This window comes from Micromonospora sp. CCTCC AA 2012012, from assembly GCF_040499845.1.
Lineage (GTDB): Bacteria > Actinomycetota > Actinomycetes > Mycobacteriales > Micromonosporaceae > Micromonospora > Micromonospora mangrovi.
Map to the genome: position 1 here is coordinate 2,658,586 of NZ_CP159342.1, position 15,761 is coordinate 2,674,346.

The window sequence follows — 15,761 nt, forward strand, 5'->3', positions numbered from 1 at the left end:
AAATCTCCTCTGCCGGCCGGTCCCGGCCGGGGCGCCCGGACCACGACGACGTCGCCGTCCGACCCTGTCCGGCCGGGCGTCACCCGGCCGTCACCGGCGACCGGAGAGGAGTCCACGCCCGGTGACGCCCCGGGTACGGTGCTGTCCGTCGTGGAGGAGGATCGGGTGCGGTGTGACTGCTGTGGTGACGTGCTGGACGACCAGCGGCTCCGCTGGGAGTACGACCTCCCGGACGAGCTGGTGGACGCTCCGGAGGAGATCAGCTACCGCAGCCGCGCGGTCGTCCTCTCCGAGGTGGGCAGCTTCCTGCGGTGCATCGCGCCGATCCACCTCGACACCGGGGCGGTCGCCCGGATCGGCGCGTGGGTCGCGATCCTCGGCGACGCCCGCGCGGTGATGGCTGCCGGCCGCGCCGGCGGCGACGCCTGGGAGTCCCTGCGCTTCACCGGCGTCCTGGCCAACACGCTCGGTCCCTGGCCCGAGATCCACCGTCCGGTGGTGTCGGTCGCCGTCTCCGGGCCCGAGCTGGTGCCGCTGCTCGTCAGCAGCCGGGACCCTCGGATGCGCGACGTGCTGACCCGCAGCTGGCCCCACCCGGACGTGGTCCCGCCGCGCGGGCGGCACCGCTGAACCCGGGAGGGCGGGGGCCGCGCCCCGGGACACGTCGCCCCGGGGCGCGGCGGGAGATCACCAGGTCTTGAGGGTCCCGTCGAGGTGACGGGCGCGGGTGGCCCGGCGCTGCACCTTCCCGCTGGTCGTACGCGGCAGCCCGCCCGGCCGCAGCAGGACCACCGCGCCCACCGGGGCCTGGTGTTCCTCGGCCACGCCCCGGCGCACCGCGGCGACCATCTCCGCGCGGGCGCGCCGTTCCGTCTCGCTTCCCGCCGCGCCGCCGCGGGCCGTCTCCACCGCGATCCCCAGCACCGTCTCGCCGGAGCGCTCCAGCGCGAACGCCGCCGAGCGGCCCGCGGCCAGGCCGGGATGGCAGCCGTCCACCGTGCGCTCGACGTCCTGCGGGAAGATGTTCCGCCCGTCGATGATGATCAGGTCGTCGGCCCGGCCCAGCACGTACAGCTCACCGTCGCGGAAGAACCCCAGGTCGCCGGTGCGCAGGTGGGCCGCGTCGACACCGTGGCCGAAGCGGGCGGCGGTGGCCTCGGGCTGCTGCCAGTAGCCGGCCGCCACACTGGGGCCGGCGACGCGGATCTCGCCGATCTCGTCGGCGTCGAGGACGGCCCCGGTCTCCGGGTCGCAGACCACCACGTCGAGGTTCCGGGCGGGTGCGCCACACGAGACGATCCGCCGGGCGGGGGCGTCGCCGGCCGGGGTGAGCGTGCCGCGTTCCAGCGCCTCGGCGTCGAGGTCGACGTAGCGCAGCGGGCCCGGGTCCCGCCGGCCGCTCACGTACAGGGTCGCCTCGGCCAGGCCGTAGGACGGCATGAACCCCGCCGGGGAGAAGCCGGCCGGGGCGAACGCGGCGGCGAACCGGGTGAAGGTGTCGTGGCGCACCGGTTCGGCGCCGTTGAGCAACCACTTCCAGCTCGACAGGTCCAGCTCGGCGATCGTCGCCGCGGGCGTCCGGGCGGCGCACAGGTCGTACGCGAAGTTCGGCGCGCTGCTGACGTAGCCGCGGTACCGGCTGACCGCCTCGGGCCAGACCGCCGGGCGCATCAGGAACGCGGCGGGCGGGATGAGCACCACGGTGCCCGCCGCCCGGATCGCGGTGAGCACCTGGCCGAGGCCCATGTCGTGATAGAGCGGCAGCCAGCTCACCACGGTGAAGTCGACGTGGTGCGCGTCGAGGACGTCGGCGACCTCGGTGAAGTTCGCGACGACGTTGCCGTGGGTGATCACCGCGCCCTTCGGCGCGCTGGTCGAGCCCGAGGTGTACTGGAGGAACAGCGGGGTGTCCGGGCCGACCGGCACCGGTTCCCACCCCGGCGGCGCGGTGGCGGCGGGGTCCAGCACGGTGACCTCGCCCGGCAGGTCGTACCGCTGCGCGGCGAAGTCGGCGTCGGTGAGGATGAGCGCGGGGTCGGCGTCCTTGGCGATGCCGGCCAGCCGCTCCACCCCGCCGGTGGCGGCGTGCGGGTAGGGCACCGGCACCCCGATCAGACCGGCGTAGGCGCAGGCGAAGAAGCCGACGAAGAAGTCGACCCCGGTCGGGTGGACCAGCAGCGCCCGGCTCCCGGGCACGGTGCGCGCGGCGAGACCGGCCGCGGCGGCCCGGACCCGGGCCTCCAGTTCGGCGTACGTGACGGACTCGACCTCGGCCCCGGTGCGGTCCAGGACGATCAGGGCCCGGCTGTCGGGCCGGCGGCGTGCCGCGTCGCGGAGCATCGCGGCGGCGTCGGCGGGCGTCCCGGTCACGCCGACACCCCGGCCTGCTCGTGCCGTTGCCGCAGGCTGCGGGGGCGCATGTCGGTCCAGACCGCGCTGATGTGGTCGAGGCACTCCTGCTTCGTCCCGGCGACACCGGCGTCGGTCCAGCCGTCCGGGTTCTCCCGCCCGTCCGGCCAGATCGAGTACTGCTCCTCGTGGTTGAGTACCACCTTGTAGCGAAGGTCGTCCGACATGGTCATCCTCTCGTGGTCGATACGGCCGCGAGGACGCGGTCGCGGTGGTGCAGCAGGGCGAAGTGGTCCCCGGTCAGCTCGTGCGCGACGAACGCGCCGGTGGAGACCGCCCGCCAGCCCTGGAGGTCGGCGAGGTCCACGGTGGTGTCCCGGTCCCCGACGAAGGCGGTCAGCGGGCAGCCGAGCACCGGTGCGGCGGCCGGCCGACAGCTCTCGACCAGGGTCATGTCGGCCCGCAGCGGCGTGACGATGAACTGCGCGAACGCCGGGTCCGCGGCGAGGTCCACCGGGATGCCGCCGTGCCGGTCGTGGATCGCGGCGATCAGCGCTGCGTCGGGCAGCCCGGCGACCGGTGCCAGGTCGCGGCGGACGTCCGGCGGGGCGGCGGCCACCACCAGGTGCGCCGGCGCGGGGGCGTCGCGCCGAGCCAGCTCCCGGGCCAGCTCGGTGGCGACCAACGCGCCCAGGCTGTTGCCCACCAGCGCGTACGGCACGCAGAGGTGGGCGGCGAGGGCGTCGGCCAGCTCGTCGACCAGGGTGGCGAGGTCGGTGTGCGGGGTCTCCGCCAGCCGGTTCTCCCGGCCGGGCAGTTGCACGGGCAGGATCTCCACCCCGTCGGGCACGTCGCGCAGCCACCGCCGGTACGCCGACGCCGCGCCACCGGCGTGCGGGAAGCAGAACAGCCGCAGCCGCGGCAGGGCCGCACCGGCGCGGATCGGCAGGTACGGCCGCGTCAGCTCAGGCATGTGCGGCGGCCCCCGCGGCGAGCGCCCCGCGCAGGGGCATGTCGGGCGTGGCGGTGGCGGTGTCGAGCAGGTCGGTGATCCGCCCGGCGAGGGCGGCGACGGTGTCGTGGTCGAACAGGTCGGTGGCGTACTCCAGGCTGGCGTGGATGCCGGCGGCCGACCCGTCCGGGTGGTAGCGCTCGCGCAGGTGCAGGTTGAGGTCGAACTTGGCGGTGGTGGAGGTGTGCGGTTCCTCGGTGAGCACCAGTCCGGGCAGCTCGACCTCGACCTCCTCGCGGTCCTGAGCGACGATCATGACCTGGAAGACGGGGTGCCGGTTCAGCGCGCGGGGCGGGTTCACCACCCGCACCACGTCCTCGAAGGGCAGGTCCTGGTGGTCGTAGGCGGCCAGGTCGACGTCCCGCACCCGGGCCACGAGTTCCGTCAGGCTCGGGTCACCCGACAGGTCGGTACGCAGCACCACCGTGTTCACGAAGAACCCGACCAGCTCCTCCAGCACCTCGTCCGGGCGCCCCGCCACCGGCGTGCCCAGCACCACGTCGTCACCCGCGCCCCAGGCCGACAGGACCGCCGCGAAGACCGCCTGCACCACCATGAAGACACTGGCCCGACCGGTCCGGGCGACGTCCATCGCCCGCTGGTGCACCTCCGCGTCGATGTGGAACCCGACGGCCGCGCCGCGCTGGGTGGGCATCACCGGGCGCGGCCGGTCGAACGGCAGCGGCAGCTCGGCCGGCGCACCGGCCAGCGCCCGACGCCAGAACTCCTCCTGCCCGGCCGCCACCCGCTTCAGCAGGCTCTCCTGCCAGACCACGAAGTCCGCGTACTGCACCGGCAGCGGTGACCAGCCCGGCTCGGCACCGGCCAGTCGGGCCGCGTACGCCACCGACACGTCGCGGGCCAGCGACGCCATCGAGCCCGCGTCGCCGGCCACGTGGTGCACGACCACCGCCAGCAGCCAGGTGTCCCCGTCCCGCGCGATCCCCACCCGCAGCGGCAGCTCGGCGGCCAGGTCGAACCCGTCACCCACCAGGCCCGCCACCCAGCCGTCGGCGTCCACCCCGGCCGGCGCCACCCGGAAGTCGACCGTCACCTCGTCGACCGGCCGCACCTTCCCCACCGGCACGCCGCCGGACTCCACGACCACCGTCCGCAGCACCTCGTGCCGGCGTACCACGTCGTCGACGGCGGACCGCAGCGCCGCCGGCTCCACCGCGCCCGACACCCGCAGCACCATCGGGATGTTGTAGACCCCGGACACCCCGGACAGCCGGGTCAGGAACCACAGCCGACGCTGGGCGTACGACAATCCCACCTCGTCACCCGTGCGCGGCACCGCCACCACCCGGGACCCGCCACCGGCCACGGCGGCGGAGGCCAGGTAGCGCGCCACCTCGGCCACGGTCGGACGCTCGAACAGCACCCGGACCGGCAGCTCCAGACCGGACACCGCCCGCACCCGCGTGACCAGCCGCGCGGCCACCAGCGAGTGTCCACCGAGGGCGAAGAAGTCGTCGGCCACGCCGATCCCGGTCCGCCCCAACGCCTCGCTCCAGAGGCCCACCAACTGCTCCTCCAGCGCCGTCCGGGGCGCGACGTAGGACGACGCGGTGGGCCGCTCCAGCGGCCGGTCGGCGAGCGCCCGCCGATCGGTCTTCCCGTTGGCCAGTTGCGGCAGGGCGGGCAGGGCGACGAGCTGGCTCGGCACCAGGGCCGCGGGCAGCCGGTCGCGCAGCCGACGCCGCACCGCCGCCAGGTTCCGCGCGTCGGCACCGGTCAGGTACGCCACGAGCTGGTCGTCCCGGACCACAACCGCCGCGCCGGTGATCCCCGGCAACGCGCGCAGCGCCGCCTCGACCTCGCCGGGCTCGACCCGGACACCCCGGACCTTGAGCTGGTCGTCGCGGCGACGCAGGTACTCCAGGCGCCCGTCGGCGCTCCACCGGACCAGGTCACCGGTGGCGTACATCCGGGCCCCGCCGCCCGCGTACGGGTCGGGCAGGAACACCGCGGCGGTCGGGCCGGGCGCGCCCAGATAGCCCCGCGCGACGCCGGGACCCGACACGTACAGCTCCCCCGGCGTGCCGGGGGGCACCCGTCGCAGGTGCCGGTCGAGCACGTGCACGACGGTGTTCCAGATCGGCCGGCCGAGCGGCACGATCGCGGTGCCGCCGTCCGGGTCGGCCGGGCCGGCGGCGGTCTCGATGGCGGCCTCGGTCGGGCCGTAGAGGTTGTGCAGCGGCACGCCGAGCGTCGCGTGGCAGGCGGTGGCCAGGTCGGCGGGGAGCGGCTCGCCGCCGCAGAACACCTGGCGCAGCGCCGTCGCCTCGCGCAGCCGCGGCTGCGCGAGGACCTCCCGCAGGACCGTCGGCACGAACTTGGCGACGGTGACGCGCGCGGCGCCGAGCAGCCGGGCCAGGGCGGCCGGGTCGCGGTGCCCGTCGGGGTCGCCGATCACCAGGGTCGCCCCGTGGGCGAGGGTGCCGAAGAGCTCCACCATGGACGGGTCGAAGGTGAGCGGCGTGTTGAACAGCACCCGGTCCGCGTCGGTCAGCGCCGCCACGGACTGCCACCAGCACACCGTGTTGACCACCCCGCGGTGCGGCACGACGACGCCCTTCGGCTCGCCCGTCGAGCCGGAGGTGAACATGACGTACGCGGCGTCGTCGGCGGCCGGGCGGCGGTCCGCGACGGCGACGGGGGCGGTGACGTCGGCCGTGACGGGCACCGCGTCGACGTGCGCGGGGAGCGTCGGCGCGAGGTCCCCGGTGGTGGCGACCAGCCGTACGCCGGCCCGGTCGAGCAGCCGCTCGACGTGCCCGGCGGGGTGCTCGGGGTCCAGCGGCAGGAACGCCGCGCCGGTGCGGGTGACCGCCAGCACCGCGGCCACCTGCGCCGGGGTGCGCGGGACCAGCACACCGACCAGCACGCCCGGCCCGGCGCCCCGGTCGGCCAACCGCGCCGCGAGCGCCGCCGACCAGGCGTCCAGCTCGGCGTACGTCCAGGTGTCCGGGCCGGCGACGAGCGCGGTCGCCGCCGGGGTACGGGCGACCTGCGCGGCGATCAGCTCCGGCAGGGTCTCGACGGGCAGCGCGCACGCCTCGCCGCCCCAGCCCCGCATCGCCGCGCGCTCGGCCGGCCGGCGCAGGTCGTGCCGGGACAGCGGCGTGTCGGGCGTGCCGGTGGCGGCGTCGAGCAGGTCGGTGATCCGCCCGGCGAGGGCGACGACGGTGTCGTGGTCGAACAGGTCGGTGGCGTACTCCAGGCTGGCGTGGATGCCGGCGGCCGACCCGTCCGGGTGGTAGCGCTCGTGGAGCTGGAGGTTCAGGTCGAACTTCGCGGTCGTCACCGGCACCGGCTGCTCGGTGACGGTGTGCCCGGGCAGCTCGACGGCGACCCGTCCCCGATCCTGCACCGAGATCATCACCTGGAAGACGGGATGCCGACCGGTCACCCGGACCGGGTTGAGGATCTCGACGAGCTGCTCGAAGGGGAGGTCCTGGTGGTCGTACGCGGCCAGGGCGACGTCGCGCACCCGGCCGACCAGCTCGGTCAGGCTCGGGTCACCGGACAGGTCGGTGCGCAGCACCACCGTGTTCACGAAGAACCCGACCAGCTCCTCCAGCACCTCGTCCGGGCGCCCCGCCACCGGCGTGCCCAGCACCACGTCGTCACCCGCGCCGCAGGCCGACAGGACCGCCGCGAAGACCGCCTGCACCACCATGAACACACTGGCCCGACCGGCCCGGGCCACCTCGGTCACCCGCTGGTGCACCGCCGCGTCCACCTCGAACCGGACCGCCGCGCCCCGCTGCGACGGCACCGGCGGGCGGGGCCGGTCGAACGGCAGCGCCAGCTCCGCCGGGGCACCCGCGAGCCGCCCCCGCCAGAACTCCTCCTGCTCCGCCGCCACCTGGGCGAGCACCGTCTCCTGCCAGGCCACGAAGTCCGCGTACCGCACCGGCAGCGGCGACCAGTCCGGCTCGGCACCGGCCAGTCGGGCCGCGTACGCCACCGACACGTCCCGCGCCAGCGGCGCCATCGACCAGGCGTCCCCCGCCACGTGGTGCACCACCACCGCCACCAGCCACGAGTCCCCGTCCCGCACCAGGCCCACCCGCAGCGGCAGCTCCGCGGCCAGGTCGAACCCGTCGGCCACCAGGGCCGCCACCCAGCCGTCGGCGTCCACCCCCGCCGGGGCCACCCGGACGTCGAGCACCGCCGCGGCCGGCTCGACCACCCGGCCGACCACCGTCTCCCCGGACTCCACCAGCAGCGTCCGCAGCGCCTCGTGCCGACGCAGCACGTCACCGAACGCGAACCGCAGCGCCGCCGGGTCCACCTCGCCCGACACCCGCAGCAGCATCGGGATGTTGTAGACCCCCGACTCCCCCGACAGTCGGCTCAGGAACCACAGTCGGCGCTGCGCGTACGACACCCCCACCCGGTCGCCGTCCCGCGGCACCGGCACCACCCGGGACCGGCCCGAGGCGGACCCACCGGCCAGGAAGCGTGCGACCTGGGCCACCGTCGGCTGCTCGAAGAGCACCCGTACGGGCAGCTCTCGGCCCGTGGCCGCGCGCACCCGGGCGACCAGCCGCGCCGCCACCAGCGAGTGCCCGCCCAGCGCGAAGAAGTCGTCCTCGACCCCGACCGCCGGGACGCCGAGCACCTCGGCCCAGAGCGCCGCGAGCTGCGCCTCCGCCTCGTCGCGCGGCGCCACGTGACCGCTCGTGCTGGCGGCCGGCACCGGCAGGGCCCGCAGCGCGGCGGTGTCCACCTTGCCGTTCGGGGTCAGCGGCAGCGCGTCCACCGGCACGAACCCGTCCGGCACCAGGTAGTGCGGCAGGCGCCGACGCAGCTCCGCCCGCCAGCCGGTGACGTCCGGCGCGGCGGTGGTGGCGACGTAGGCGACGAGGCGTACCTCGCCGGCCTGGTCGACGGTGTCCAGCACGGTCACCTCCGCCGCGCCGGTCACCGCCCGGACGGCGGCCTCGACCTCGGCCGGCTCGACCCGGTAGCCGCGCACCTTCACCTGGCTGTCGACCCGCCCGAGCAGCTCGATCACCAGCTCGCCGTCGACCACGCGGTGCCGGGCCCGGTCCCCCGTGCGGTAGAGCCGCGCGCCGGGCGGCCCGTACGGGTCGGGCACGAAGGCCGCCGCGGTGCGGGCCGGCTGGCCCAGGTAGCCGAGGGCGACGCCCGCCCCGCCGACGTAGAGGCCGCCGGGGGTGCCCGGGGGCACCGGGCGCAGCGCGTCGTCGAGCAAGTGGACCACGCAGTTCGGGTACGGCACGCCGATCAGCGACCCGCCGCCGCTGCCCGGCCGGTGCCGCTGCCAGGTCGAGTCGATGGTCGCCTCGGTCACCCCGTACGAGTTGACCAGCTCGCCGCCGGCCAGCACCGCGTGCAGCTCGTCCAGCTCGGCGGTGCTGATCCGGTCCGAGCCGACGATCAGCAGGCGCAGCTGGCCCAGGTCCTCGCCGACCGCCCGGACGTGCCGGGCCAGCGCCGTGGCGACGACCGGCACGAACTCGGCGCAGTCGATGCCCTCGGCGCGGATCAGGGCGAGCAGGTCGGCCGGGGCGAGCAGCGCCTCCCGTGGGCAGAGCACCAGCTTCGCGCCGTTGGTCAGCGCGCGCACCACGTCGCCGACGAAGACGTCGAAGCCGAAGTTCGCCATCTGCAGCACGGCGCTCACCCGCTCCAGCCGGTACGCCGCCCGCCAGCCCGCCCCGATCGCGGCGAGGCCCCGGTGCCCGACCAGCACGCCCTTCGGCGTACCGGTGCTGCCGGAGGTGTAGATGACGTAGGCGAGGTCGTCCGGGGTGCTCCGCGACGCGAAGGCGGAACCCTCGGCCGGGACGTCCGGGTCCACCACGGTGACGGGCAGCCCGGCGAGTTCGGCGGCGGCCGGGCCGGCGCTCACCACGTGCCGGACGCCCGCGTCGGCGAGGATCGCGGCGCGGCGGGCCGGCGGGGCGCTCCGGTCGAGGGCGACGAACCCGGTCCCCGCCTTCCAGGCGGCGAGCACCGCGACGGGCAGGCGCTCGTCCCGGTCGAGCAGGATGCCGACGGGGGTGCCGGGCCGGGCGCCCGCGGCGTGCAGCCGGGCGGCGAGCCGGTCGGCCCGGCCGATCAGGTCGCGGTAGCTGAGCCGGACCGGACCGGCGACCACGGCCACCGCGTCGGGCGTGGCGGCGGCCTGCCGCTCGATCAGGTCGACGACGGTGACCTCCGGGTCGCCGGCCCGTGCGCCCCGGGCCGCGGTCAGCAGCGCCGCACGGTCGGCGGCCGGCAGCGGGTCGAGCGAGTCGAGGGGGGCGTCGCCGGCCACGAAGAGTTCCACGGCGCGCGCGAACACCGCCAGGAGGCGGTCGACGGTGGCCGGGTCGAAGAGGTCGGCGTCGTACTCGGCGAAGCCGCGCAGCGCGGTGCCGACCGAGATGAGGTCGACGAAGAGGTCCACCTTGGCGTTGGCGACCGGACCGCGGCCGACGTCCGTGGTCAGCCCCGTCGCGGTCGGCATCGCGGCGGCCCGTTGCAGGTTGAACAGGGTACGCAGCAACTCCGCGGCGTCGTCGTGGCCGAGCCGGTCGCGCAGCAGCTCCACCCCGAACCCCGGATGGGTGTACGCCTCGACCACCGCGTGCGCCACGCCCGCCACGTACCGGTCCAGCGTGTCGCCCGGGGTGAGCCGGCTGCGGATCGGCAGCACGGTGCTGCAGTGTCCGACCAGCAGGTCGGCACCCTCGTAGTCACGCCGGGCCACCGGCACGCCCACCACGAGGTCGTCCTGGCCGGTCAGCCGGTGCAGCGTCCAGCAGTAGGCGGCGAGCAGCAAGCCGAACGGGGTGACCCGCAGCGCCCGGCAGCGCGCCGCCAGCGCGGCGTCCGGCACGGCGATCTCCACCTCGGACAGGCGACCGGGGCGCGCCGACCCGGCCCGGCGGGGGCGGTCCGTCGGCAGGTCCAGCACGGGTACGCCGTCGGCGAACCGGGCCCGCCAGTAGGCCGCCGTCCGCTCCCCCTCCGGGCCGGCGGCGAGGGCGTGTTCGCGGGCCACGTGGTCGGCGTACCGGGGCGGGTCGGGCAGCACCGGCCGGTGACCGGCCCGGGCCTGCTCGTACGCGGTCATGACCTCCTGGAACAGCACCACGAAGGACCAGCCGTCGGTGACCAGGTGGTGGGCGAGCAGGTGCAGCTGGTGGTGCCGGGGGGTCAGGCGCAGCACCGCGCAGGTCACCAGCGGGCCGGTGGTCGGGTCGAACCGCCAGGTGGACCGCTCCCGCAGCCAGGCGTCCCGCGCGGCCGGGTCGGGCAGGTCGACCAGGGGCACCTCGACGGTGACCCGCGGGCCGACCACCTGCGCCGTGCCGTCGGCGGTGATCGTGCTGCGCAGCGCCTCGTGGCGGCCGAGTGCGGCGTCCACCGCGACCCGGAGGGCGGGCAGGTCCAGGTCACCGTGGAGGTCGAGCAGCGCGGTCTCGTTGAAGGCCCGGTCCGCGCCGAGCTGGTGCAGGAACCACACCTCCCGCTGGGCGTGGCTGAGCGGGTAGCTCGCCGCACCGGTGGCGGGGGTCGGCGCGGCGGTGTCGGGTCGGGCCGGGTCGACGGCGGTCGGGTGGGCGGTGGGCAGCAGCCCGGTCGAGGTCAGTTCGGCGACGGCGGCGGTGACGGCGGCGACGACCACGTCCACGTCGCGGTCGTCGTGCGCCACCGAGAGGAAGCAGTTGCGCCCCTCCCAGACGTACAGGCCGTGCAGGCCGAGCAGGAGGAAGAACAGCTCGACGACCTCGGACCGCGCGGGTCGGCCGGGGAAGGTGAAGCGGAACAGCGAGCCGAAGTGGACCACCTCGATCGGCACCCCGGCGGTGGCGAAGAGCGCGTTGCAGCGCTCCGCGAGCCGGCGTACCCGGGCGGTGAGCGCCTCCTGGAGCCCCGGTCCCCGGGCGAGCAGCTCGGCCAGCACCGCCCGGCTGGCGGCCAGCGCTAGGGGGTGCTTGCAGAACGTGCCGGTGTAGAAGGTACGGACCGTGGCGGGTGCGGGCCGGTCGAGCGTCCACGCGCCCCCGTCGACGGTGTCCAGGAAGCGGGCGTCTCCGGCGACCATGCCGATCGGCAGTCCCCCGCCGAGCACCTTGCCGTAGGTGGCGAGGTCCGCCTCGATGCCGAAGACCCCCTGCGCGCCGGCCGGGTGCATCCGGAAGCCGCAGATCACCTCGTCGAAGATCAGCGCCACGCCCGTGCTCAGGGTCAGCTCGCGCAGCTCCTTGAGGAACTGCACGGGTTGCAGGTCGGGCCGGCGGCTCTGCACCGGCTCGACCAGGACGGCGGCGAGTTCGCCGGCCCGTTCGCGCAGCACGGCGAGCGCGCTCTCGTCCCCGTACGGCAGCACGATCACGTCGTCGCTGATCCCGGTCGGCACGCCCGGGGCCATCGGCACCGAGGAGCCGTCGGCCGCGGCGACGTCCTGCTGGGCGAGGACCGGGTCGGCGATGCCGTGGTACGCCCCACCGAAGATCGCGATCTTGTCGCGGCCGGTGACCGCGCGGGCCATCCGGATCGCCAGCATCACCGCCTCGGAGCCGGTGTTGCAGAACGTCACCCGCTCCTTGCCGGTCAACCGGCGGGCCAGCTCGGCGACCTCGGCCGCCAGGTCGGGCTGCGGGCCGAGCTGCATGCCCCGGTCGAGCTGGGCGCGGACGGCGTCGGTGATGAACGGCTCGTTGTGGCCGAAGAGGTTCACACCGAAGCCCATGGTCACGTCGACGTACTCGTGGCCGTCGAGGTCCCACACCCGGGAGCCCGCCGACCGGTCGACGACCAGCGGATAGCGGACCGGCCGGAACAGCGGCTGCGGCTCGTTGACGTGCCGGATGTCGGCGTGCACCGGGCGCTCGCGGGCGGCCCGCTCCCCGGAGGCGGCGGTACGCGCCCGGTACCGCTCGACGATCGCCGCCGCGGCGGCCCGCTGCGCCGCGTCGAGCTGGCTGGCCAGCGCCGACTGGTCCGGACGGAACGGCTTGTAGACGTCCGCCGACACCCGGGCCACGGTGCGCGACGGCGCGGCCACGGCCACCGCCGGCGGGGCGGCCATGGGCGGCGGCGCGGGCGCGGTCCCGCCGCCGCGCAGCAGGTCGTACGCCTGACGCATGACCCGCTCGTGCACCTCCAGGTAGCGGGCGACGTCCCCGGCCGGCGCGGCGGCGACCACCGGCGGCGGACCGACCGGATCTGCCGGCTGCGGCTGCGGGATGAGGCCGGCCAGCACGGCCGGCGGCGCCTCGGCGGCGAGGTGGGCGGCCAGCCGGCGCGGCGTGGAGAGCTCCTCGAAGAGCCGGGCGATCGCCACCGGCACCTGGTAGGTCTTCTGCACCGACTGGAGGGTCTGGAACAGCACGATCGAGTCCGCGCCCAACTCCAGGAAGGACGCGTCCGGCTCGACCGGCGCGGGCGCGTCGAGGGCCCGGGTGACCAGGTCGGTGAGGGAGGCGAGGATCGCGTCCTCGGGGTCGGCGGTGGCCACGGCGACGGGCTCCTTCGCGGCGTCGGGCCCGGCGGCGGTCGCCCCCGGGGTGAACCAGTGCCGGGTGCGCTGGAACGGGTAGCCGGGCAGCGCGACGCGGCGGCCGGCGGTCCCGCCGCCCACCCGGTGCCCGGCCGCGACGAGCCGGGCGGTCGCGGTGGTCAGGGCGACCTCGTCGTCGACGTCGGGCCGCAGCGACGGCACCCACAGTCCGCCCCCGGCGGCCCGGCGGCCCAACCCGGTCAGCGTCGGGCGGGGCCCCGCCTCCACCACGGTCGTGCAGCCCAGCTCGACCAGCCGGGTGACCGCGTCGGCGAAGCGCACCGGCGCGACGCAGTGCCGCAGCCAGTGCTCGTCGTCGGGGGCGGCGTCGCACACCCCGCCGCCGAGGTCGTCGACCAGGGTGATCGTCGGGGCGTGGCGGGTCACCGTCCGCAGGGACGTGGCGAACGGTGCCTGCGCCGGCGCCATCATCGGCGAGTGGAACGCGTGGGCCGCCCGCATCGCGCGGGTCGGCACGCCCCGCGCGTCGAGGGTCGCGGCGAACGCGGTGACGGCCTCCGGCGGGCCGGAGACCACGGTGTGCGCGGGGCCGTTCACCGCCGCGACGGTCAGCCCGGTGCCGTCGAGCAGCGCCACCACCTCGGCCTCCGGCGCCAGCACCGCGAGCATCGCGCCGGGCGGGCAGTGCGCGGCCATCGCCTCGCCCCGCGCCGCCGCCAGCCGCAGCGCGTCGGCCAGGTCGAACACCCCGGCGACGCAGGCCGCGGCGAGCTGCCCGAGGCTGTGCCCCACCACCACGTCGGGGCGCAGGCCCCGGGCCGCCCACATCCGGGCCAGGGCCACCTCGACCGCGACCAGCGCGGGCTGCGCCCAGCGGGTGTCGTCGAGGTGGTCGGTGCCGCCCCACAGCAGGTCGGGCAGGGGTCGGGGCAGCGTGTCGCGGAGCAGGTCGGTGGCCTCGTCGAGGGCGGCGGCGAAGTCCGGCTCGGTGCGGTACGCGCCGGCCGCCATGCCGGCGTACTGGGCGCCCTGGCCGGTGAAGACCATCGCGACCCGTCCCGGTCCCGCCACGGGCACGCTCGCCCGGTGCACCGTCGGGTGTGGCGTACCGGCCGCCACCGCGTCGAGCGCGGCGAGCGCGGCGTCCCGGCCGTCGACCACGGCCACCGCCCGCTCGCGGTGCGCGGCCCGGCCGACCCGGCAGGTGTGCGCCAGGTCGGCGACCGACAGCTCCGGCCGGGCGCGCAGGTGGTCGGCGTACCGGCCGGCGAGGGCGCGCAGCGCGGCGGCGTCGACGGCGGTCAGCGGGAGCAGGTGGGCGGCGCGCGGCGGGGCGGGCGGGACGGCCCGGGGTGCGGGGGCCGCCTCCACGACCACGTGCGCGTTGGTGCCGCCGAAGCCGAACGAGCTGACCCCGGCCCGCGACGGCCGGTCCCGCCGCGGCCACGGCCCCCGCGCGGTGGGTACCCGGTAGGGGCCGGCGACCAGGCCCGGGTTGGGGCGCCGCAGGTGCAGGTGCGGCACCACCGTCTCGTGGTGCAGCATCAGCGCGACCTTGATCAGGCCGGCGATGCCGGCGGCGGCCTCGGCGTGCCCGATGTTCGTCTTCACCGAACCGACCAGGAACGCCTCGTCGGGCGCACGGCCGGCGCCGAGCACCTCGCAGAGCGCGGCGACCTCGATCGGGTCGCCGAGCGGGGTGCCGGTGCCGTGCGCCTCGACGTAGTCGACCTCGGTGGCGGGGACGCCCGCGTCGGCCAGCGCGGCGCGGACGACGGCGGCCTGGGCCGTACCGTTCGGCGCGGTCAGCCCGTTGCTGCGGCCGTCGGAGTTGATCGCGGTGCCGCGGATCACCGCGTACACCGTGTCGCCGTCCCGCAGCGCGGCGGTGAGCGGCTTGAGCAGCACCGCGCCGCAGCCCTCGGCGCGGACGTAGCCGTCGGCGGCGGCGTCGAAGGTTTTGCACCGGCCGTCGGCGGCCATCATCCCGGCGTCGGCGAGGACGTCGGTGACGGCGCCGTCGAGGATCAGGTTGACCCCGGCGGCGAGCGCCGCGTCCGCGTCGCCCGCGCGCAGCGCCCGCACCGCCAGGTGTACGGCGACCAGCGACGACGAACAGGCCGTGTCGACCGCCACGCTCGGCCCGCGCAGGTCCAGGGCGTACGAGACGCGGTTCGCGGTGATCGACGGGGCGATGCCGGTGGCGGTGTGCGGCCCGGCGGGCGCGGCCGTGGCGGCCTGGAGCCGGGCGTAGTCACCGGCGCCGACGCCGACGAAGACGCCGGTCCGGGTGCCGGCGAGGGTACGCGGGTCGATGGCCGCGTGCTCCACCGCCGACCAGGCGGCCTCCAGCAGCAGCCGCTGCGCGGGGTCGAGGTGCGGCGCCTCCCGGGCGGACACCCCGAAGAACGGGGCGTCGAAGCCGTCGACCTGGTCGAGCAGCCCGTGCGGGCGGGGGCTGCCGATCCGGGCGGAACCACCCCGGGCGACCGCGTCGACGCCGCCGCTCAGCAACTCCCAGTACGCGTCGAGGTCGGCGGCGCCGGGCATCCGGGCGGCCATCCCCACCACGGCGATCGGCGCGGCCGTCCCCGGGTCGGTCGAGGGTTCGGCGGCGGCGGGCGGCGGCGGGGTCGACGTGCCCGCGTCGCCCGGCGCGGCGGCGCGGAGCGCGTGGACGTGGGCGGCCAGCGTCCGTGCCGTCGGGTGCTCCCAGAACACGGTCGGTTCGAGGTCGACGCCGTACTCCTCGGCGAGCCCACCGACCAGGGTCACCGCCTGCCGGGAGGAGAGCCCGAAGTCGGCCAGGGGCGCGTCCGGGTCCACCTCGACCCCCGGATCACCCAGCGCCTCGACGACCCGCGCCACGATCCATGCCTCGACCTCGGTCGCGCTCGACACGTCCGC

5 protein-coding genes are annotated in these 15,761 nt (G+C 76.4%); 1 reads left to right on the plus strand and 4 read right to left on the minus strand.

What is annotated here, in order from left to right:
* The first annotated feature begins 150 nt into the window (after positions 1 to 150).
* Entirely contained in the window at positions 151 to 630 is a 480-nt protein-coding gene (locus ABUL08_RS11940; protein WP_350937443.1) for a hypothetical protein, read from the plus strand.
* 57 nt (positions 631 to 687) lie between these two features.
* Here the strand turns inward: ABUL08_RS11940 and ABUL08_RS11945 are convergent, their stop codons facing one another.
* From ABUL08_RS11945 to ABUL08_RS11960, 4 genes are read right to left on the minus strand one after another with little or no spacing between them, the layout of a single operon-like run.
* Complete coding sequence (locus ABUL08_RS11945; RefSeq protein WP_350937445.1) at positions 688 to 2,370, minus strand: fatty acyl-AMP ligase; 1,683 nt, start codon at positions 2,368 to 2,370, stop codon at positions 688 to 690.
* Entirely contained in the window at positions 2,367 to 2,576 is a 210-nt protein-coding gene (locus tag ABUL08_RS11950) for an MbtH family protein (protein WP_350937447.1), read from the minus strand. Before ABUL08_RS11950 ends, ABUL08_RS11945 begins: the two co-directional genes overlap by 4 nt.
* A gap of 2 nt (positions 2,577 to 2,578) precedes the next feature.
* Entirely contained in the window at positions 2,579 to 3,322 is a 744-nt protein-coding gene (locus ABUL08_RS11955; protein WP_350937450.1) for a thioesterase II family protein, read from the minus strand.
* Positions 3,315 to 15,755, minus strand: a complete 12,441-nt coding sequence (locus tag ABUL08_RS11960; protein WP_350937452.1) for a non-ribosomal peptide synthetase/type I polyketide synthase — start codon at positions 15,753 to 15,755, stop codon at positions 3,315 to 3,317. The genes ABUL08_RS11955 and ABUL08_RS11960 overlap by 8 nt, the downstream gene beginning before the upstream one ends.
* Positions 15,756 to 15,761 lie beyond the last annotated feature (6 nt).